The organism is Martelella sp. FLE1502, from assembly GCF_053484255.1.
Genome location: NZ_JBAKFQ010000010.1, coordinates 52,288 through 73,701 on the forward strand (window position 1 = coordinate 52,288; position 21,414 = coordinate 73,701).

19 protein-coding genes are annotated in these 21,414 nt (G+C 63.8%); 6 read left to right on the plus strand and 13 right to left on the minus strand.

Annotated elements, in window-relative coordinates:
* Positions 1–112: 112 nt before the first annotated feature.
* Together V6767_RS10705 and pdxA are read right to left on the minus strand one after the other, a co-directional pair.
* A complete protein-coding gene (locus V6767_RS10705) occupies positions 113–997 on the minus strand; it encodes a dihydrodipicolinate synthase family protein (protein WP_448473479.1) in 885 nt (294 codons plus the stop codon).
* A gap of 9 nt (positions 998–1,006) precedes the next feature.
* Positions 1,007–1,981 (minus strand): 4-hydroxythreonine-4-phosphate dehydrogenase PdxA, encoded by a 975-nt coding sequence (pdxA, locus tag V6767_RS10710; protein ID WP_448473480.1) that lies wholly within the window; start codon positions 1,979–1,981, stop codon positions 1,007–1,009.
* Positions 1,982–2,146: 165 nt separating this feature from the next.
* On the opposite strand from pdxA, the gene V6767_RS10715 reads away from it, so the two are divergent.
* Positions 2,147–3,202 carry a four-carbon acid sugar kinase family protein gene (locus V6767_RS10715; RefSeq protein WP_448473481.1) on the plus strand — a complete coding sequence of 352 codons (1,056 nt, stop codon included), beginning with the start codon at positions 2,147–2,149 and terminating at the stop codon, positions 3,200–3,202.
* Positions 3,199–3,939 (plus strand): FadR/GntR family transcriptional regulator, encoded by a 741-nt coding sequence (locus tag V6767_RS10720; protein ID WP_448473482.1) that lies wholly within the window; start codon positions 3,199–3,201, stop codon positions 3,937–3,939. Before V6767_RS10715 ends, V6767_RS10720 begins: the two co-directional genes overlap by 4 nt.
* A 265-nt stretch (positions 3,940–4,204) precedes the next feature.
* Here V6767_RS10720 and V6767_RS10725 read toward each other — a convergent pair whose 3' ends face one another.
* Positions 4,205–5,326 (minus strand): iron-containing alcohol dehydrogenase, encoded by a 1,122-nt coding sequence (locus tag V6767_RS10725; RefSeq protein WP_448473483.1) that lies wholly within the window; start codon positions 5,324–5,326, stop codon positions 4,205–4,207.
* Between the two features lie 11 nt (positions 5,327–5,337).
* The gene (locus V6767_RS10730; RefSeq protein WP_448473484.1) at positions 5,338–6,528 is read right to left on the minus strand and encodes a sialidase family protein; all 1,191 of its coding nucleotides are present in this window, start codon (positions 6,526–6,528) and stop codon (positions 5,338–5,340) included.
* A gap of 341 nt (positions 6,529–6,869) precedes the next feature.
* Between V6767_RS10730 and V6767_RS10735 the strand changes: the two genes are divergently transcribed.
* From V6767_RS10735 to V6767_RS10750, 4 genes are all read left to right on the plus strand, one after another.
* Positions 6,870–8,369, plus strand: coding sequence for an ABC transporter substrate-binding protein (locus V6767_RS10735; RefSeq protein ID WP_448473485.1), 1,500 nt, complete (start codon positions 6,870–6,872; stop codon positions 8,367–8,369).
* Between the two features lie 69 nt (positions 8,370–8,438).
* On the plus strand, positions 8,439–9,353 hold the full coding sequence (locus V6767_RS10740; protein ID WP_448473486.1) for an ABC transporter permease: 915 nt from the start codon (positions 8,439–8,441) through the stop codon (positions 9,351–9,353).
* A gap of 45 nt (positions 9,354–9,398) precedes the next feature.
* Positions 9,399–10,298: an ABC transporter permease gene (locus V6767_RS10745; protein ID WP_448473576.1), complete on the plus strand. Its 900-nt coding sequence runs from the start codon at positions 9,399–9,401 to the stop codon at positions 10,296–10,298.
* Positions 10,291–11,919 carry an ABC transporter ATP-binding protein gene (locus V6767_RS10750; protein WP_448473487.1) on the plus strand — a complete coding sequence of 543 codons (1,629 nt, stop codon included), beginning with the start codon at positions 10,291–10,293 and terminating at the stop codon, positions 11,917–11,919. Before V6767_RS10745 ends, V6767_RS10750 begins: the two co-directional genes overlap by 8 nt.
* Positions 11,920–12,096: 177 nt before the next feature.
* On the opposite strand, the gene dmpG is transcribed toward V6767_RS10750, so the two are convergent.
* The 9 genes from dmpG to V6767_RS10795 form a co-directional block, all read right to left on the minus strand.
* Positions 12,097–13,134 (minus strand): 4-hydroxy-2-oxovalerate aldolase, encoded by a 1,038-nt coding sequence (gene dmpG, locus V6767_RS10755; protein ID WP_448473488.1) that lies wholly within the window; start codon positions 13,132–13,134, stop codon positions 12,097–12,099.
* Entirely contained in the window at positions 13,134–14,078 is a 945-nt protein-coding gene (locus V6767_RS10760; protein WP_448473489.1) for an acetaldehyde dehydrogenase (acetylating), read from the minus strand. The genes dmpG and V6767_RS10760 overlap by 1 nt, the downstream gene beginning before the upstream one ends.
* A gap of 35 nt (positions 14,079–14,113) precedes the next feature.
* A complete protein-coding gene (locus V6767_RS10765) occupies positions 14,114–14,818 on the minus strand; it encodes an ABC transporter ATP-binding protein (RefSeq protein ID WP_448473490.1) in 705 nt (234 codons plus the stop codon).
* Entirely contained in the window at positions 14,811–15,596 is a 786-nt protein-coding gene (locus tag V6767_RS10770) for an ABC transporter ATP-binding protein (RefSeq protein WP_448473491.1), read from the minus strand. The genes V6767_RS10765 and V6767_RS10770 overlap by 8 nt, the downstream gene beginning before the upstream one ends.
* Complete coding sequence (locus V6767_RS10775) at positions 15,593–16,606, minus strand: branched-chain amino acid ABC transporter permease (protein ID WP_448473492.1); 1,014 nt, start codon at positions 16,604–16,606, stop codon at positions 15,593–15,595. Before V6767_RS10775 ends, V6767_RS10770 begins: the two co-directional genes overlap by 4 nt.
* On the minus strand, positions 16,603–17,469 hold the full coding sequence (locus V6767_RS10780; protein WP_448473493.1) for a branched-chain amino acid ABC transporter permease: 867 nt from the start codon (positions 17,467–17,469) through the stop codon (positions 16,603–16,605). The genes V6767_RS10775 and V6767_RS10780 overlap by 4 nt, the downstream gene beginning before the upstream one ends.
* 51 nt (positions 17,470–17,520) lie before the next feature.
* Entirely contained in the window at positions 17,521–18,699 is a 1,179-nt protein-coding gene (locus V6767_RS10785; protein WP_448473494.1) for an ABC transporter substrate-binding protein, read from the minus strand.
* 71 nt (positions 18,700–18,770) lie between these two features.
* Positions 18,771–19,568, minus strand: coding sequence for a 2-keto-4-pentenoate hydratase (mhpD, locus tag V6767_RS10790; protein WP_448473495.1), 798 nt, complete (start codon positions 19,566–19,568; stop codon positions 18,771–18,773).
* 2 nt (positions 19,569–19,570) lie between these two features.
* Positions 19,571–21,286, minus strand: coding sequence for a bifunctional 3-(3-hydroxy-phenyl)propionate/3-hydroxycinnamic acid hydroxylase (locus tag V6767_RS10795; RefSeq protein ID WP_448473496.1), 1,716 nt, complete (start codon positions 21,284–21,286; stop codon positions 19,571–19,573).
* Positions 21,287–21,414 lie beyond the last annotated feature (128 nt).

Here is a 21,414-nt window from a genome sequence, read left to right on the forward strand (position 1 = left end):
TTAATCAACCGGGCAGGTTTCGATTGTGATTTCACGCTACGGCCCGCCTCTTTTCACTGGCGGTTGAAAATCAAAGACACCGGACTGATGGCCGGAAGGCCGCGGCGTCGTGCTACAGGCCGTAGCGCTCAAGTATCGCCTCGATCTCCCGGTCCTGTTCCGGATCCGGCAGAAGGGCCGGCTGGCGGGAGAGGCCGACGGAGGGGTCGCGCAGGTAGAGCGCCCGCTTCACCAGGGCCGGCGGGTAGCCGAGCTTGTAGAGATCGGTGCGGAAGGCGGCGTAGGTTTCCTGCGCCTTCGCCGCGCCCTCCTCGTCGCCTGCGTTGACGCATGAAACGATCCTGGCCAGCACGTCGGGCATGACGTTGCCGAGGCCGGAGATGCAGCCCTTGGCGCCGTTGGTCAGCGCCCAGTGAACCAACTGGTCGGGGCCGGAATAGACATCGAAACCCGCGACCGAACGGCCGACCTCCATATAGGCTTCCAGCGTGTCCTGCGCGCCGCCGGAATCCTTGATGCCGGCAATATTGCCGTGGGCGGCCAGCCTGCGGGCGGTTTCGGGCTCGATATGGTTCTGGGTGCGCGCCGGAATGTCGTAGAGATAGATCGGCGTTTCGACGGCATCGGCGACCGTGGTGAAATGGCGCTCAAGACCATCCTGGGTGCAGGCGATGAAGAACGGCGTGATCACGGCAATACCATCGACGCCGATGCGGTCGAATTCGCGCGCCAGCTTCACCGTCTCGAAGGTCGCGGGCATACCGGCATTGACGATGACGCGGGCGCGACCGGCGACCTCATCGACCACCTCGCCGCAAAGCCGCACCTTCTCCTCGAAGGTCAGCGCCGAGAAATCGCCATTGGTGCCGGCGCACATGATGTTGTTGCCGGCCGAGACCTGGCGGCGCACCTGCGCGCGCGTCGCCGCGTAATTGATGGTTTCGTCGTCGTCGAAACAGGTCACCAGCGCGACGAATGCTTCCTTCTTGTCGGTCATTCTTCCCCCTCAGCCGCGCGCGGCGGCGGCCATTTTCGCGGCATAATCGAGTGCCGCGAGCATATTGACGTGATTGGCCTTGCCCGTGCCGGCGATATCGAAGGCCGTGCCGTGATCGACCGAGCAGCGATCGATCGACAGGCCGAGCGAGACGTTGACGGCGGTATCGAAGGCGACGAGCTTGATCGGGATATGGCCCTGATCGTGATACTGGGCGACGACCAGGTCGAAGGCGCCGTTATAGGCGCGATGATAGACGGTATCGGCCGAGATCGGCCCTTCCACATTGATGCCCTCGGCCTTCGCCGCCGCCACGGCGGGCGCGATCGCCTCGTCATCCTCACGGCCGAAAAGCCCGTTCTCGCCGCAATGCGGATTGATGCCCGCCACCGCGATGCGTGGCGCTTCGAGCCCCATGCGCTTCATGTGTTTGTGGCCGGTACGGATGGTTTCGAGCACACGCTCCATCGTGGCCCGCCCGATCGCATCCCTGAGCGATACATGGGTCGAGACATGCACGACGTTGAGCCGCTCGGAGGCGAGCAGCATCCATGACGACGTCGATCCCGTCAGATGCGCCAGCATGCCGGTATGGCCATCATAGTGATGCCCCGCCGCATTCAGCGCTTCCTTGTTGATCGGCGCGGTGACGATGCTGGCGGCCTCGCCGCCCATGGCCAGATCCACCGCGCGGGCGATATAGCGGTAGGAGGCCTCTCCGCAGGCCGGACTCAAAACGCCGAATTTCTGCGGCAATCCATCGACGGCGACATGGTCGACCCGAATACCGTCGCCGGCCTCATCCGGCGCGACAACCGGCAGATCGATGCCGCACACCGCTGCGGCGCGGGCGACCGTGGACCGGTCCCCGATGACGCGAACCTGACGACGCAGGGCGGTATCACGCGCGGCCAGCGCCTTCACGGTCACCTCCGCGCCCACCCCGGACGGATCCCCCATGGTGATGACGATTGACTGTTTCATGAAGGCCTCCCGAGAACGACGCGTCGCTCAGCTTTTAACTTATAGGTAAACAGGTTTCAATAACCGGCGCATAAATTAATGTGAAACGTCATTTCACCTTGAAATTTATCCGCTTTTTATCGCAAGATCGGAAGGTAACAATAATGACAACCTCGGGAGATGATAGTGCCGCCGGACGTTCTGATCATAGCCGATGACCTGACGGGCGCGCTTGATTCGAGCGTCGCCTTTGCGGGACCGGGGCGATCCGTGCTGGTGGCGCGCAATCCGGATGCTATTCCCGAGATTCTAAGCCAATCGCCGGATGTGCTCGCGGTCAATACGGCAAGCCGGGAATGCGACGCGGAGGAAGCGGCGCAGCGCATGGCGACGGCGCTCGCCCGCCTGCCGGTGGCCGATATTCCGATCGTCATGAAGAAGGTCGACTCGCGGCTCAAGGGCAATATCGCTGCTGAATTGCCCGTGCTGCAGGCAGCGCTCGGCGCGCGCCGCATCATCGCGACCCCGGCGATCCCGTCGATGGGCCGTCGCGTAACGAGCGGAATGCTGACTGGCGACGGCATTGCCGCGCCGATCGTCGTGGCACCCCGCATCGGGGTCTCTGCCGCGATACCGGATACCGCGAACGAACGTGACATGGACGAACTGGTCGCCGACGCCGGTTCCGATGTGCTGTGGGTGGGGGCGCGCGGCCTCGCCTTCGCGCTGGCGCGCGCCGCCGGACGTCCCGAACCGCAGCCTTTCCGGCTCACGCCTCCGTTGGTGATTATCAACGGTTCGCGCGACCCGATCACGGTGGTGCAGGTCGAGCACCTGCGGGCGCTGACGCCGGTGGTCGAAGCGCCCGATGGCGCGGTTCCGGCGATGGCAGGGGCCGAACTGCCGCTCGTTCTGTCGATCAGCGATGGCGGCGGCGGCCTTTCCGGTGACGCGGCCGGCGTCCGCTATTGCGATGGCGCGAGCCGCTTGCTCAGCGCACTCATGCCACGGTCGCTACTGGTCGCGGGCGGCGAAAGCTGCAACGGCATTCTCGACCGCCTCGGCATCCGAAGTTTACAAGTGGCCGCCGAATTGCGGCCCGGCCTGCCGGTCAGCCATGCCGTGGCGCCTTGGGGAAATTTACAACTCGTGACAAAATCGGGCGGTTTTGGTACGCCGTCGCTTCTCGCCGAGATTTTTGCCGAGGCGGAGAGCGGCGATGACGAAGAGGACATGCGATGACCGACAATCTGAACCAGGACACGGATCGCGGCGCCGCGCAACGGCGCACCTCGCTGTCGGACAAGGTCTATGAGGCGCTGCGCGGGCGGATCATGCGCGGCGATTACGGCGCCAATGAAAAACTGCCGGCGGAAAAGGATTTGTCGGTCAAATTCGGCGTATCGCGCCCGGTGCTGCGCGTGGCGCTGGAGCGGCTGCGCGACGAGCGGCTGATCTATTCGCGCCAGGGCGCCGGCAATTTCGTGCGGATCAAGCGCGAGACGGCGCTCGGCTACACCCCCGTCGAAACCATCGCCGATATCCAGCGCTGCTACGAGTTCCGCCTGACCGTCGAGACCGATGCCGCCGCCCTTGCCGCGCTCAGGCGCAATGAGGCGGCGCTTGCCGAAATGGAACGGGCGCTGCATCTCCTGTCGGATGCGACCGGCCAGCAGCTTCACCGCGAGGATGCCGATTTCGCCTTTCATCAGTCGGTCGCCCAGGCCACCAACAACCAGTATTACGGCGAAACGCTGAAGGCGCTGCGCGACCACATCTATGTCGGCATGAAGCTGCACGGCGAGACGCTGATGTCCGATGGCGCCTGGGCGCTGGAGGAGGTGCTGGCCGAACACAAGGCCATCTACACCGCCATCAGGGAACGCGCGCCGGACGCCGCCCGCGCCGCCATGCGCGCCCATATCGAGCACTCGCGCGAGCGGCTGTTCGGCGGCGGCCTGTTCGATCTTTCACTCTGAAGACAGGTGACGACGGCCACCTCCCTGCTGACAAAGCACCAAGCTTTGACCATCATGTGTCATCGACCGTTCGTTCTTGGGTCATGCTCGGACTTGATCCGAGCATCCAGGCGGTTAGGTCACTGATTTTTTCAAAGATTTATGGCGAGACCTCGCCGGGCGGTCTGGATCCTCGGGTCAAGCCCGAGGATGACCCGGTATGTGGGAGACGTTTGTCAGCAAACTGGAGGCGGCGAGGCAGCCGCGCTCCCCTTTGCAGCAACGCCTAGAAGGCCGCCCGGTAAATCGCATGCACATCGTCGACCGATATGTCGCGCGGGTTGTTGTCCATCAGCCTGCGGATCGCGTGGGCCTCCTCGGCCCAGAGCCGCAGGTCCGCCTCGTCGGCGCCATGGGCGGCAAGCCGCATCTCGACACCGAGATCCGCGCAGAACTGATGGGCGGCGCGCTGAACCGCGTCCGGCGTTTCCGCCGAAAGGCCGAGCGCGGCCATGATCTCGCCGGTCTTTTCCGCCGCCACGGGCTGGTTGAAGGCCAGCACATGCGGAAAGATGATGGCGTTGGCGAGCCCATGCGGAAGGCCGAGCCGGGTGCCGAGCGGATAGGCGAGCGCATGACCCGCCGCCGTATTGACCGGCCCCAGGCAGATGCCGCCGTAATACGAGGCGAGCATCATGCCCGCGCGCGCCTCGGCATCATTTCCGTTTTCAACCGCACGGCCGAGATATCGGCCGATCAGGCCAATGCCGAGCCGGGCGTAACCGTCGATCAGGTCGTGCGCCCGGATATTGGTGAAGGCCTCGACGCAATGGGCGAGCGCATCGATGCCCGTCGCCGCCGTTACCGCCGGCGGCACGGAATAGGTGAGCTCCGGATCGAGGATGGCGATATCGGCCAGCAGGAACGGGCTTTCGACCGCGAGTTTCGACTTGGTCTCGGGATCGGTCAGCAGCGCGCGGATACCGGCTTCAGAACCGGTGCCCGCCGTGGTCGCGACCTGCGCCAGCGGCGTGCGCCTGCCGGCGACCTTGTTCGGCCCCACGACATCGCGGACGGATTGCGCCCCGTCCCAGAGCGCCGCCGTCAGCTTGGCGACGTCGAGAACGGAGCCGCCGCCAAGACCGACGATCAGGTCCGGCCTGTGCGCGCGGGCCGCATCCAGCACCGCCTCGAAGGCGGGAAGATCGGGCTCCGGCGGCGCTTCGGCATAGACCCGCACATCGCCGGGAAGACGAAGCCGCTCGACATAATCGGCCGTGGGGCCGCCGGCGATGACGAAAGGCCGTTTGGCGTCAGCGGCCCAGTCGCCGAGCGTTGCCGCCGTGCCGACGCCGACCTCAAGTCGCTTCGGCTGATGGAGCGTGATCGGGCGATCCATGCTGTTCATTTTCTCTCCTTTCACGTCCGGTGGTCCGGAACCTGCGCGACAAGCGCCGCAACGGTTGCGGCATCGAGCGCGACATGCCGGATGGCCCGGCGGTAAAGCGTGTAGGCGATATCGAGCCCGCCATCTTCGCGCAGCAGCAGCACCGGATAGGAAAGCTCCTTGTTGCGGCCATCGAGCGAATTGTTGGTAAGGCAGGTGCCGGGGCTTTCCTCGATCGTGTAGCGCACCGGAAAGGTGCGGCCGCCATCGCCCGAAAGACAGAGCGTCAGCGGCGCGCGCTCGACGCCCCAGATCGGGTTGCAGCCTTCGCGGGCCTCCGGCCGGGCGTCGTCCGCCTCCAGTTCGTCATAGAGCGAGGCGCGGCGCGCTTCCGACTGCGCGGCCGAGACCGGGTTGCAGACCATCGCCACGATATTGCCTTCAAGGCGCACGGCGTTGACGGAACTGTTGTTGTTCGGCACATCCGTCGGCGCGGGCGCGCTCCAGCTTCGCCCGCCATCATGGCTTTCGGAGCGATGAACGAAATCGGACTGGCGCCGGCGATAGAGCGCGATCATCTCGCCTCCGCCCAGGCTCACCGGCGTCATGTGCACGGACCCGGCCGAGTCCGGAACGTCGACGACCTCCCAGCTTTCGCCATCATCCGTGCTGACGGCGACCGCCGCGGTATCGAAGGCGCCGGTCCAGCGAATGCCGGGCTGCGGATTGCAGCGGAAGAGCGGCAGACACCAGGCCCCGTCATCGCGCACAAAGGGAGCGGCGCGCACGAAGGTGCCGGGCGGCAGGCCCATTTCGCGCGCCTCAGCAGCCGCCAGCCGGCCGCCTTCCAGCGTGAGCCGGCGCACGAAGACGCGCGACTCGTCCTGATTGCCGGCGGGCTGGGCGGTGTTGAAAAGCAGGATATCGCCCTTTGGCGTCACGAAAATCACCGGGTTCTGTTCCGAACGGTCGGGATCATCCGTCAGCCGCACCGCCTCGCCCCATTCCCCCGTGTGGGAATCGAGCAGCGAGGCGTGGATGGAAATGTCGGACTTGCCTTCCAGCGTGCCGCCGAACCAGGCGCAAACGAGGCGCCCGCCCGGCAGGCGCGACAGGAACGCGGCATGGTTCTGCACCGTCGGCGCGGGAAGAACGGCCTGCCTGCCGTCGGGACGCGCCTCAAATTTTCCCGTCATCTTCCGGGCGATTTCCTCCGGCGTCATGCACATGCTCCTCCGCTTGATTCTGGCCTTCAAAAAACAGACCGGAAAACAAGTTGTCAAGTTGAAGTTTTTGGCTAGATTCTCAAGGGCTCGCATGGATATGTAAATTTATCATTTTATTTCATATATTTAATTCGATATCAAATTCGGATGCAGCAATTAAACCGAGAAGTCATTTGACAAAGTTTATCAACTTTACCAATATCGCCGGAAGCTTGATCCGGCATTCAGGCCGGATTTGCGCAACAACAGACGGGCCATGTCAGACCTTTTTTCGCGCGGGCAGCGGCGCAAGGGCCTGAAAAGACATTATGCTGCGACGTTCCTGGAGGAGGAAAACAATGAAACGCAGAACTTTGCTTGCCGGGCTTATGCTGGCGTCATCGCTGACGCCGGCCTTTGCGCAGGAGGAAGGATCGGTCACCGTGGTGCTTGCGGAAGAACCGGATCTGGTCGAGCCATGCATGGCGACGCGCTCCAATATCGGGCGCATCGTGCTCCAGAACATCTCCGAAACGCTGACGGAACTCGACGTTCGCGGCGATGAGGGGCTGAAACCGCGCCTGGCGGAAAGCTGGGAAATGACCGACGACAACACCTGGCGCTTCCACCTGCGCGAGGGCGTGACGTTCTCCGACGGTTCGGCCTTTGACGCGGAAGACGTCAAGCATTCTTTCGACAGGGCGCAGAGCGACCAGATCGTCTGCGAGATCTCGCGCTATTATGACGGGATCACGATCACGCCGAAGGTCGTGGACGAGCACACGATCGATTTCACCACCGATCCCGCGCAGCCGATCCTGCCGCTGCTGCTGTCGCTTCTGACCATCGTGCCGTCGGAAACGCCGGTCGAATTCACCCGCGAGCCGATCGGCACAGGACCTTACGTGCTGTCCGACTGGACGCCGGGCCAGTCCATCACGCTGACGCGCCGCGACGGCTACTGGGGCGAGGCCCCGGCCGTGGAAACGGCGGAATATGTCTTCCGTTCCGACGCCGCCGTGCGCGCCGCCATGGTAGAGACCGGCGAGGCCGACATCGCGCCCTCGATCTCGGCCATCGACGCCACCACCGATCTCGACCACGCCTACCCGAACTCGGAGACGACCTATCTGCGGATCGACCACTCCGTCCCGCCGCTTTCCGACAAGCGCGTGCGCGAAGCGCTGAACATCGCCATCGACCGGGAAGCCTTCATCGGCACCATCCTGCCCGAAGGCGCGGATATCGCCACCGCGATCAACGTGCCGACGACGCTCGGCTGGAACCCCGACACCGAGGCCTGGCCCTATGATCCCGAACGCGCTCGCGCGCTTCTCGAGGAAGCCGCAGCGGACGGCGTTCCGGTGGACACCGAGATCCTGCTGGTCGGCCGCACCGGCAACTTCCCCGGCGCGACCGAATTCTACGAGGCGATCACCAGCATGCTGAACGAGGCGGGCTTCAACGTGAAGCTCCAGATGGTCGAGGTGGCGGAACACGAACAGTTCTACTCCAAGCCCTATGTCGATGATCGCGGCCCGATCCTGGTCGGCGCGCAGCATGACAATTCGCGCGGCGATCCGGTATTCTCGATGTTCTTCAAGTACCACTCCGAAGGCCGCCAGTCGGGCATTGCCGATGCGCATGCCGACGAACTGATCGAGGAAGCAACCGCGGCAACCGGCGAAGAGCGCGACGCGCTGTGGTCGGAACTCTTCGGCTATCTGCATGACGATGTGATCGCGGACGTGCTGCTGTTCCACATGGTAGGCTTCGCCCGCGTCGGCGAAGACGTGGATTTCACGCCGACAATCGCGACCAACAGCCAGCTTCAGCTTGCCGAAATCGGCCTGAAGTAAGATCTGCCGAAAAATGAGCGCGCGCGGTTCTCCCGCGCGTGCTTCCCTTTTGAAAAACGAGAGAACACGATGAAGAAAACGCTGGGAAAACGCGGGCTGACGAGCTTCGTCTCGCTGCTGGTCCTGATCGTGCTTGTGTTCTTCCTGTCCCGGCTGACCGGCGATCCGACATCGCTTTACCTGCCGGTCGACGCATCCGAGGCGATGCGCGAGAACTTCCGCGAGATCCACGGCCTGAACGATCCGGTTCTGGTGCAGTTCTGGCACTATGTCACCGATATCGCCCGGCTCGATTTCGGCGAGAGCCTGCGAAAGGCCCGCCCCGCGCTGGAAGTGGTCATCGAGGCCTTCGCCTGGACGCTGCAGCTTGCCTTCATCACCATGGTTCTGGTGACCGCCGCCGCCATCACGGTCGGCGCGATCGCCGCCTTCAATGTCGGCACCTGGTTCGACCGGGCGGCCTCCGTCCTGTCGCTGATCGGCGCTTCGGCCCCGGATTTCTGGGTGGCGATCGTCGGCATCGTGATCTTTTCAGTCACGCTTGGCTGGCTTCCCACTTCGGGTACGGGCACCCCCTGGCACTGGGTTCTGCCGGTCGCCGTGCTGTTCATCCGGCCGTTCGGGCTGATCCTGCAGATCGTGCGCGGATCGATGATCAACGCGCTCGGCTCGGCTTATGTGAAGACGGCGCGCGCCAAGGGCGTTAAGAACCGGCCGATCATCTTCGTCCACGCGCTGCGCAATGCCATGCTGCCGGTGATCACCGTGATCGGCGATCAGGCAGCCGCGCTTTTGAACGGCGCCGTGGTCGTGGAAACCATTTTCGGCTTTCCCGGCGTCGGCAAGCTGATGATCGATTCCATCATGCAGCGCGATTTCAACGTCATTCTCGCCGCGATCATGGTGACCGCGATCGCGATCTTCATCATGAACCTCCTGATCGACCTTGCCTATGCGGTGCTCGATCCGCGCATACGAACCTGAGGACCGCCGATGAGCGCACCCATCACAGAAACCGGCGGCGAGACCATGGCCCGGCAGGAACCCGGCGCCTTCCGGCGCTTTCTCAAAATGCTGTGGGCCGACAAGCTCGCCTTCGCGGCCGTGCTGTTCCTGATCGTTATCGTGGCCTGCGCGGTGCTGGGGCCATTGCTGCTGGACGGCGTTGCCGCGAAGCAGAACCTGCGCGCCCGCAACGCGCCGCCGTTTTCGTTCGAGCGCGGCTTTCTCTATTTGCTCGGCGGCGATGCGCTGGGCCGGCCGCTTCTCGCCCGCATCATCGTCGCAGCCCGCAACACCATGGTGGTGTCCGCCGGCGCGGTCGCCGCCTCGCTGGTGATCGGGTCCACGCTCGGCCTCATCGCCGGCTACCGTGACAGATGGCACAGCGAAATCATCATGCGGCTTGCCGACGTCATCATGTCGTTTCCCTCGCTGCTGCTCGCCGTGACCGTGCTTTACGTGCTGGAGCCGTCGATCGCCAATCTGGTGCTGGTGCTTGCCATCACCCGCATCCCGATCTATCTGCGCACCACCCGCGCCGAGGTACTGGAAGTGCGCAAGCGCATGTTCGTGCAGGCGGCGCAGGTCATGGGCGCGTCCAATCTCCGCATCGTGCTGTTTCACATCCTGCCGGTGGTGCTGCCGACGCTGCTGACGATCGCGACGCTCGACTTCGCCTTCGTGATGCTGGCCGAATCCGCGCTTTCCTTCCTCGGCATCGGCATCCAGCCGCCGGAAATCACCTGGGGGCTGATGGTGAGCCAGGGGCGGCAATATCTGACAAGCGCATGGTGGCTCGCCTTCTGGCCGGGCCTTGCGATCATCCTGACCACCATGTCGCTCAACCTGCTTTCGAGCTGGATGCGGATCGCGCTGAACCCGACCCAGCGCTGGCGACTCGAAATCGGAGGAAAGTCCAATGGCTAGTTCCCACCTCCTCGAAGTGCGCAACCTCTCGGTCCGTTTCCACACCGCGCGCGGTACGGTCGATGCGGTCAATGACGTATCGTGGCATCTGGACCGGGGCGAGACGCTGGCGATCCTCGGCGAAAGCGGCTCGGGCAAATCGGTCTCCGCCTCGGCGATCATGAACCTGATCGACTGCCCGCCCGGCGAGATCGTGAGCGGCGAGGTGCTGTTCGAGGGCCGCGACCTGCTGACGCTTTCCAGCGAGGAACGCCGCCGGATCAACGGCAAGCGGATCGCGATGATCTTCCAGGACCCGCTCAGCCACCTCAACCCGGTCTATCCGGTCGGCTGGCAGATCGCCGAGGCGGCGATGTGCCACGGCAAGGGCAAGGACGAGGCATTCGCACGCGCCCTGAAGCTGATGGAACGCGTCGGCATTCCCGACGCCGCGGCCGCGTTGAGGAAATATCCGCACCAGTTTTCCGGCGGCCAGCGCCAGCGGCTGATGATCGCCATGGCGCTGGCGCTGAAACCCGATATCCTGATCGCCGACGAGCCGACGACCGCACTCGACGTCACCGTGCAGGCGGAGGTGCTGTCGCTCTTGGAGGAGTTGCAGGCGGAAACCGGCATGGGCCTCTTGCTGATCACTCACGATCTCGGCGTCGTCGCCGAGGCGGCGGACCGGGCCGTGGTGATGGAGGGCGGACGGATCGTGGAGACCGGCACGCCGCGCGAGCTCTATCACAACGCCCAGCACCCCTATACCCGGAAGCTTCTGGCCGCAGCCCCCGGCAAGGGCGAGATGCGAACGGGCGAAAGCGCGCGCCAGCCGATCCTGCAGGTCTTAGGCCTCACCAAGACCTACGGCGCGTTCACCGCGCTGAAGAACGCCGATTTCGAACTTCATGCCGGCGAAACGCTCGCCGTCGTCGGCGAAAGCGGTTCGGGCAAATCGACCGTCGCCAAGCTGATCCTCAGGCTTGAGGAGGCCTCCGGCGGCAAGGTGCTCTGGAAGGGCGAGGATCTGCTAACCAAATCGCACCGGCAGATGCGCGCTGTCCGCCGTCACCTTCAAATGGTCTTCCAGGACCCGACGCAGTCGCTCAACCCGCATATGTCGATCTACCAGATCATCTCCGAGGCCTGGGTGATCCATCCCGAGATCCTGCCGAAAGCGCAATGGCGCGACCGGGTGAACGAGCTGCTGCAGCAGGTGGGGCTGAAGCCCGAGCATGCGTCGCGTCACCCGCACCAGTTTTCCGGCGGCCAGCGCCAGCGCATCGCGATCGCCCGTGCGCTTGCGCTTGAACCGGAGGTGATCATCTGCGACGAGGCGGTCTCCGCACTCGACGTCTCGATCCAGGCGCAGGTGATCGCCCTTCTCGGCGAACTGCGCGACCGGCTCGGCATCGCCTTCATCTTCATCGCCCACGATCTGCCCGTGGTGCGCGACTTCGCCGACCGTGTGTTGGTGATGCAGCGCGGCGAGATCGTCGAACAGGGGACCGTCCGCCAGATTTTCGAAAACCCGCGGGAACTCTACACCCAACGCCTCCTCGCCGCCGGCCTCGACCCCGACCCCGACGTACAGGCCGAACACCGCAAGGCGCGGCTGGCGCTGGAGAGCGCGCGATAGAGCAAATGCGAGCACCGTCCCGCCTTGGCGCCTGCCCTGTTGCCTGGAGCGCGTCCAGGAAAAGTGGCGGCCGGATTTTCGTCCGGACGCGCGTCAAAACAAACTAACAGAGCAGTTCCGGCGTTCACCGGAAATGCTCTGGGAAAACAAAGCGGGCGTATTCCCCGCAATACGTCGTCAGGCCGAATGCTTCCGGCGCGTTTCGAGCATGTCGAGAGCGACGTCGACGATCATGTCTTCCTGGCCGCCGATCATCCGGCGCTCGCCGAGTTCGATCAGGATGTCGCGCGCATCGACGCCGTAGGTCTTCGACGCGTTTTCGGCATGGCGCAGGAAGCTGGAATAGACGCCGGCATAGCCGAGCGAAAGGCTTTCGCGATCGACGCGGACCGGGCGTTCCTGCAACGGACGCACAAGATCGTCGGCGGCATCCATCAGCGCGAACAGATCGCAGCCCGTGTCGATCTCCATCCGGTTCAGGACAGCGATCAGCACTTCAAGCGGCGCATTGCCGGCGCCGGCGCCCATGCCCGCAAGCGAGGCATCGACGCGCGTCGCACCCGCCTCGATGCCGGCAACGGCATTGGCAACGCCCAGCGACAGATTGTGATGGGTGTGGACGCCGACCTCGGTTTCTGGCTTCAGCGCCGCGCGCAGCGCCGTCACGCGCTCGCGATACTGATCCGGCAACAGCGCGCCGGCGGAATCGGTCACATAGACACATTCCGCGCCATAGCTTTCCATGAGCTTCGCCTGCTCGGCAAGCTTTGCAGGCTCCGCCATATGCGCCATCATCAGGAAGCCGACCGTATCCATGCCGAGCGCGCGCGCCGCCTCGATATGCTGGCGCGAGACATCCGCCTCGGTGCAATGGGTCGCGATCCGCACCGAGCGCGCGCCGGCCTGATGGGCCTGCTCGAGCTCGTGCACGGTTCCGATGCCGGGCAGCAGCAGGACGGTGACGGCGGCGTTTTTGCACACCTCGGCGACCGCAGCGATCCATTCGACATCATCATGACGGCCAAAGCCATAATTGAAGGTCGAGCCCGCCAGACCGTCGCCATGGGTGATTTCGATAGCATCGACGCCGGCCCGGTCCAGCGCGCGGGCGATATCGCGGACATCGTCGAGGCTGTATTGATGGCGCATCGCGTGCATGCCGTCCCGCAGCGTCACGTCCTGAATATAGAGTTTGTCCTTGTTGGCTCGGCTCATCACGCGGCCCTTTCCCTGATGTTTTTCGCGGCCCAGTGATTGGCGGTTCTGAGCGCCGCGGACGTCATGATGTCGAGGTTTCCGGCGTAGGCGGGCAGATAATGGGCCGCCCCTTCCACCTCCAGAAAGATCGTGGTCTTCAGTCCCGTCGCGAGACCGATACCCGGTATCCGCACCGGCTGGTTGTCGCCGATTTCCTCGAACTGGACGCGTTGCTTCAGCCGGTATCCCGGCACATACTCACGCACCGTCTCGGCCATCTCGGCAACGGAACGCTCGATATCGTCCCGCGAGGCCCCCTGCGACAGCACGAAAACGGTATCGCGCATGATCAGCGGCGGTTCGGCGGGATTGAGAATGATGATCGCCTTGCCGCGTTCGGCCCCGCCCAGAAGCTCGATCGCCTTCGACGTGGTTTCTGTGAACTCGTCGATATTGGCGCGGGTTCCGGGACCGGCGGATTTCGAGGCGATCGAGGCAACGATTTCGCCATAGACGGTGCGGCGGGAGACCCGCGCCACGGCGTGGACCATCGGGAGCGTCGCCTGGCCGCCGCAGGTGACCATGTTGACATTGGGCTCGTCGATATTGGCGTCGCCATTGATCGCCGGAATGGTGAACGGGCCGATCGCCGCCGGCGTCAGATCGATGACCTTCTTGCCGTCCTTTTGCAGGAGGGCGTTGTTGGAGACATGGGCGCGCGCCGAGGTCGCGTCGAAAACGACCTGGATATCCCTGTATTCCGGCATTTTCAGAAGACCTTCAATGCCTTCATGGGTGGTCGCCACGCCGAGCCGCTTTGCCCGCGCCAGGCCGTCGGACTGCGGGTCGATGCCGACCATGGCGCCCATTTCAATCACGTCCGAGGTTCGCATCACCTTGATCATCAGGTCCGAGCCGATATTCCCGGAGCCGATGATCGCGCATTTGATCTTTTCCGTCATGACATGTCCTTTCCGTCAATCCTTCGTCCACCTGGTCAGGCGGCGACCGCCACCAGGCGGCTCAGCTTTTCGTCATCATCGAGGAGTTCCGCGCTTGTCGACTGATGGACGATCCGCCCGCGATCGAGCACGATGGCCCGCGCCGTCATCGACAGCGCCAGACGCGCATGCTGCTCGACCACGATCACCGAAAGCCCCCGCTCGCGGATCAACCCCCGCACGACATCGGTCAGTTCCTGAATGATGATCGGCGCAAGGCCTTCCATCGGCTCGTCGAGCAGCAGCAGGCGCGGATTGGTCATCAGCGCGCGGGCAATCGCCAGCATCTGCTGTTCGCCGCCGGAAAGCTGATTGCCCATATTGGCTCGGCGCTCCTTGAGGCGCGGAAAGACCTCGTAGACCGCGGCGAGATCCCAATCCCCCGGCCGCGCCACCGTCGTCAGATGTTCCTCGACGGTGAGCGAGGGAAACATCGCCCGCTCCTGCGGCACCCAGCCGAGACCGGCATGGGCGCGTTTGTGGGTGGCAAGCGACGTGATATCGGCGCCGTTGAAACGGATCACACCCGCTTGATGGCGCGTCAGCCCCATCAGCGTGCGCATCAGCGTCGACTTGCCGACGCCGTTGCGCCCTAAAAGCGCGATACTGTCGCCACCAGCCATGGAAAACGAGATATTGTCGAGCACGCTGGCCTCGCCATAACCGGCGCAAACGCCCTCAAGGGTCAGAAGATCAGTCATGGCCGCCCTCCCCGAGATAGACTTCGCGCACGCGCCGATCGCTCATGATCTCGTCCGGCGTTCCCTCGGTCAGCACCCTGCCCGAAACCAGAACGGTGATGCGCTCGGCAAAGCGGCGCACCAGTTCCATGTCGTGCTCGATGAACAGAATGCTGACATCGGCGGGCAGTCTGGCAATGACGTTGAAAACCTCGGTGCTTTCACCCGCCGGAATGCCGGCCGCCGGCTCGTCGAGCAGCAGAATGTGAGGTCTGGACGCCAGCGCCAGCGCAATCTCGACAAGGCGCTGCTTGCCATAGGCAAGCGTCTCGACCGTGCTGCCGGCCTGGTTTTCAAGCCCGAGATCCTGGATCAGGTCGAGCGCTTCCTCGATCTCGACCGTGTGGCTTTGCAGCGGCCGGAACCAGTGGCGTGTAAGCCCCTTGCGCTCCAGTATCGCCAGCAGCACGCTTTCGAGAACCGTGAGCTTGGGAAACAGCGTGTTGATCTGGAATGTGCGGGCCATGCCCTTGCGCACGCGCTCCTCCTGCGAGGTCTGCGTCACATCCTCGCCGCCGATGAACACCTTGCCGGCGGTCGGCGGCAACACGCCGGTCAGCATGTTGATGAAGGTGGTCTTTCCCGCGCCGTTGGGCCCGATCAGCGCATGGCGCGCGCCGGTGGGCAGGGCGAAGTTTATATCGCTGTTGGCCTGAAACCCGCCCCAGCTTTTCGACAGCCCCTCGGTTGCCAGCGCAAAGCCCGCGCTTTTGGAAAGGAAACTGGTATCGTGTTTCATTCCGCCGGCTCCCTCTTGCGCAGCCCCGGAAGGCCTTTCGATGCGATGAAGCGCGCCAGATCGCTGGCGCCGCCGGTCAGCCCGCCGCGCAGGAAAAACACCACCGCCATCAGCAGAACGCCCATCCAGAACTCCCAGTAGACGGGATCGACATCATTGAGAAAATCATGGGCGACCACGAACACGGCCGTGCCGATCACCGCGCCATAAAGCCTGCCCGTGCCGCCAAGAACCAGCATCACCAGAAATTCGGCCGAACGGGTAACGGAAAGGGAATCGACGCCGACGAACTGCGTCGTCTGGGCCATGAGGCCGCCGGCAATGCCGGCGATCCCGGCCGAAAGGGTGAAGGCGACCTGCAGCCGGTTGTTGACCGACGCGCCAAGGGCGGGCATCCGGTTGACGCCCTCGCGGATGGCGCGCAGGGACAGGCCGAGCGGCGAAGAGGCAAAAAACTTCAGCGCGACAAAAACGATCACGAGGACCGCATAAGCATACCAGTAGGCGGTGTTGCCGAAGAAATCGAACTCGAAGAGGCCGAGAAGCGGCGCCATCTCGATGCCGGAAAGCCCATCCACGCCGCCGGTCACGCCGCTCATGCGATTGGCGATTTCATAGGCGACGAGACAGATGCCGAGCGTCACCATCAACCGTGTCAGATCCTTGCCGCGCACGACGAGAAAGCTCGTCAGGTAACCGATCGCGAGCGTCAGCGCGCCTGCGATCAGAAGCCCGCTCAGAGGCTCGCGCCAGCCATGGACGGACAGAAGCCCCGCCGTATAGGCGCCGATGCCGAAAAAGGCCGCATGGCCGAGCGACACGATCCCGGCATAGCCGAGCACCAGATCGAGGCCCAGAACCGCGATGGCATAGGTCATCAGCGACAGGGCGAGCGCCCGGTCGTAGGGGAACAGTAAATAGAGGGCGGCCGGCAGCAGCCAGAAGACAATTTCGGCAAGGCGCGGCCGCGGCGACGCCAGCCTCTGAACGGCCTGAAAACGGATCGTCATGCGCGTTTACCCCCAAGTCCGTTGGGAAACGCGATCAGCAGCACGATCATCATGACATAGATGATGAAAGCGCCGATTTCCGGCACAAAATATTTGCCAGCAACATCGAAAACGCCAAGGAGCAGAGCCGCGATCAACGGGCCCTTGATCGAACCGGCGCCACCGACAACCACGACCAGCAGGAAATAGACCATGTATTTCAGCGGGAAGGTCGGGTCGAGGCCCAGCACCTCCACGCCCAGCGCGCCGCCAAGACCGGCAAGACCGGTGCCCAGCGCGAAGCAAAGCGCAAACACCAGATTGACATTGATGCCGAGGCCCGCCGCCGCATCCTGATTATCGACGGCGGCGCGGATTTCCGCGCCGAAGCGGGTCTTCGACAGCATCAGGTGCAGCGCCAGCGTGACGGCCGCGACAAAGGCGATCAGAAGCAGCCGGTATTTGCCGAAATCAACGCCCATGAACCGGACCTGCCCTTGCAGCATATCCGGGATTGCGACCAATTGCTGCGAGGCGCCGAAGAAATAGTGCGCGGCCGCAATCGAGGAGAACACGAAGCCGACGGTAAACAGCATCTGGTCGAGATGCGGGGCCTTGTAGAGCCGTTGAAACAGAAGCCGCTCGGCAACGATGCCGCAGAACCCGGCGGCCAGAAAGGCGAGCGGCAGGGTGGCCAGAAACGGAATGCCCGCCCTGTTGGCCAGATAGACGCTCGCATAACCGCCGATCATGGCGAACGATCCATGGGCCAGATTGATGAAATTCATCAGTCCCATGGTGATGGAAAGCCCGACGCCGACCAGAAACAGCAAGCTGCCATAGGCCAGTCCGTCGAAGAGAATGCCGACAATATTACCTGCCATTCAAAGCTCCGAAAAAGGAAGGCGGGCGGCAAAGCCGCCCCGCCCCAGGCTTCAGGGCGTCATGTCCCGGCTCTCGGGAAACTCGAAGAACTCGACATTGGCGAGATTGCCGTCGACCGCCTCGACCTTGCGGACATAGATGGTCTGAACAATGTCGCGGTTTTCCGGATCGATGGTGATCGGTCCACGCGGGCTTTCTATCGTCGTGCCCTTCAGCGCCTCGGCAATGGCCGGGCCCGAGGCATCGCCGCCGGTCTTTTCCAGCGCGTAGTAAAGCGCGGCCATGCCGTCATAGGCGGAAACCGAGAGGAAGTTCGGCCAGGGGTCATCGGGGTTGTCGGCAAGATAGGCCTCCACGAATTCCCGATTGAGGTCGGAATCATGCGCCATCGCATAATGGCCGGTGGTCACCACGCCAAGGCCGGCCTCGCCGGTCTGGCGGATGGTCAGCTCGTCGGTGAGGTCGCCCGTGCCGAGCATGGTGATGCCCGCCTCCTTGAGGCCGCGCTGGTCAAATTCCTTGATAAAGTTGATGGTCGCCTCGCCCGGCGGCAGCCAGACGAACACCGCATCCGGCTTGGCATCCTTGATCCGCTGGATGAATGGCGCGAAATCCGGGTTCTGCGCCGGAACCCGCAGGCTTCCCGCAACAGTGCCGCCATTGGTCGTCAGCCCGCGAATGAAGGCGGTTTCCGCATCGTGACCGGCGGTGATGTCGGCCACCAGCGTATAGACGTTTTCATAGCCCTGTTCGGCGGCAAAGCGGCCGGCCGGCTCGGTGATCTGCGGCAGGGTCTGGCCGACGCGGATCATATAGGGATTGGCATCGGTGATATGCGACGACGATGCGTTCATGACGATCATCGCCGTTTTGGTTTTCTCGGCCAGCGGCGCGGAAGCCATGGCTGACGCCGTAAAGGTGAAGCCTGCGAGAACATCGACATGATCGCGCACGAGAAGATCCTGAACGGCCCGGCGGGCGCGGTCGGGAGCGATGCCGCCGTCATCCTTGACGATCAGTTCGATCTTCTTGCCCGCAACCTCGTCGCCATGCTGCTTCATGAACAGGTCGATGCCGTTCTGCATCTGGGTGCCGTAAATGCTGAACGGCCCGGACAGCGACAGAACCACGCCAACCTTGACGGTATCATCCGCGGCGAAGGCGGGAAGCCCCGCGGTCAATGCGGTCGCGGCCAGCGCCGCCCCGAGAAAATGTCTGCGTTTGATCATTTCGGTCTTCCTCCTCAAAAATATGATGCGGCAGCCGCGTCTCCTCCGTGAAACCCGGGCCGGCTTGCTGTTCAGTCCCGATTGTTGCCGAAAGCGGCGCGAACCGATCCAAGGCCTTCAATGTCGGCCTCAAACTGGTCTCCGGGCGAAACCGGAACCATGGGCCCGAGCGCGCCGGTCATGATGAGATCGCCCGCCAGAAGCGGTGTGCCGAAGGCGGCCATCTTGCGCGCCAGCCACAGCGCCGCGTTGAGCGGATGGCCGAGGCAGGCCGCCCCGGAACCGGTCGAAACCGTTTCGCCGTTGCGGGTCATGGCCATTGACAGCGTCTTGAGATCGAGGCCGGCAAGCGGCACCGGAACGCCGCCCAGAACCACGAGCCCGGACGATGCATTGTCGGCAACCGTGTCGTTAAAGCGGATATTCCAGTCCGCGATCCGGCTGCCGACGACCTCGATCGCGGGAAGGGCGAAATCGATGGCGCGGATCAATTCGACCAGCGTCGTATCGGTCGCCGGGAGGTCAGCCTTCAGCACCAGCGCGATTTCCGCCTCCGCCTTCGGCTGCATTACCCGCGTAAACGGCATTTCCTCGTCATCGCCATAGATCATGTCGGCGAAAAGCGTGCCGAAATCCGGTTGATCGACGCCAAGCTGCGCCTGCACGGCCTTGGCCGTCAACCCGATCTTGCGGCCGACGATCCTGCGACCAGACGCCACCCAATGTTCGACATTGGCGCGCTGGACCGCATAGGCGGTCTCGCCGCCATCATCGGGCATGGCGTCACGGATCGGGGCGATTGCCTTTGCCGTTTCCTCGGCGGCAAGAAGCGCGCCCGCGAGTTGCCGGACCAGTGCGGCATCGACCATGATCACGCCTCCTTCGCCAGCGCCATCGGCTGCGGCTTGCCGGGATAGGACATGGCGCGCGCCAGCGAGCGCGAGACCTCCGTCACCGTCAGCGGCGTGGCCGTTGCCGCCACCACGCGGTCGGGCCGCAGGAAGACCACGGATTCCGGCCAGTTGCCGAACCATTCCTTCAGCCGCCCCTGCTGATCGCCGATCTCGATAACGCCGTTCATCGCGTCGGTTCCGAAACCGAGCGCCTCATCGGGCCGGACGCCGAGCTGCACGTCCGGCTTCACACAGATGAACACCGCGCCGAGGGCCTGCCACATCGCGATCTGGTCGGCATCCATATATTGCAGCGGATTGTTGCCCCAGGAGAGGATTGCGAAATTGGGACCGATCAGATCGTCCATGCGCCTGACCTCGCCCGTGACCGTGCGCACCTGCGGCTGGATGAACAGGCGACCGACCGGGCTTTCCTTGCTTTTGACCCGGCTCGGCACCAGCGCGCCTTCGGTAAAGCGCGGCATCGGCTTGAAGCGCATCTCGACGAAGTAGCGTTTGACGGCGGGGAACAGGTTTAAAAACCAGGTGACGCCATCGCGCACCGTGCCGAGAAACGCATAGGGCGGATTGAACACCTTGCCGACCATGACCGAAAGGTCGATCATCGCCTTGGCATGGCTGCGCCGCTCGCTCTCATAGGTATCGAGAAGATCCGGGCCCAGGCGGCCGTTCACCACCATTGCCAGCTTCCAGCCGAGATTGGCGGCGTCGCGAATGCCGCTGTTGTACCCCTGCCCCTGCCAGACCGGCATGATGTGGGCGGCATCTCCGGCAAGCACGACCCGCCCGACGCGGAAGCGATTGGCAAGCCGCGCATTGTGATTGTAGATCCGGCGGCGGATCAGCTTCGCTTCTTCCGGCTTTTCCAGCACCTTGGCCAGCAGGCTGCGCATGACGTCTGGGCGCTCGAAATGCGCGTCGTCCTCGTCCTTCATCACCATGAATTCGAACCGGCGCACGCCGTGCGGCAGGGCGGCGGAAACGTAAGGCCGCTTCGGATCGCAGACCAGGTAGAGATTGGGTGTACCGACGGGATCGTTCTCGACATCGACGACCATCCACTTGTTGGCGGCGGTCTTGCCCTCGAAGGCAAGTCCCAGGGCGCTGCGCACCGGACTCCGGCCGCCATCGGCGCCGACCAGGTAGTCCGCTTCGATGGTGAAGGGCCCATCCGGGCCTTCCACCGTCGCGACCACGCCATCGGCGTCCTGCTTCAGGCTTTTGAATTCGGTCGAGAACAGGACCTTCACGTGGCTGTAGCGGGAAAGCCCTTCATAAAGAATCCGGTCGGCCTGCGGCTGGATGAAGGCATTGCGGCGCGACCAGCCGAACTCGTCGGTTTTCGGCTCGAGAGAAGCCCAGCAGCGACCTTTCGCGGTCAAAAACCGCATCCAGTGCAGCGGCGTGGTATGCGGCTCGATCTTGTCGGCGAGCCCGATGCCCTGCATCGTGCGCATCGCCTCATCGTCGATGCCGATGGCGCGCGGATAATCGATCAGCTCCGGCAGCGCCTCGATCACGATCGTCTCGACGCCGTAGCCGCCAAGATAGTTGGCAAGCGTCAGGCCGACGGGGCCCGCGCCGGCAATCAGCACCCGCGTCTTCATCGGGGTCGCGCGCGCAGTCGCAGCCGCCGCACCGGCATCGTGATGTGAACTGGCGGGAATTGTCATGATCTGGCTCCTCGGTCTCATCGTCCGGGAGACGTTCTCCTCCGCGCCCCGGCAATGCAGATGAGCTACCAGCAGGCTTGCCAAGTGAACAATGATCATGAGAGATATGTGCACATAGTGCACGTTTC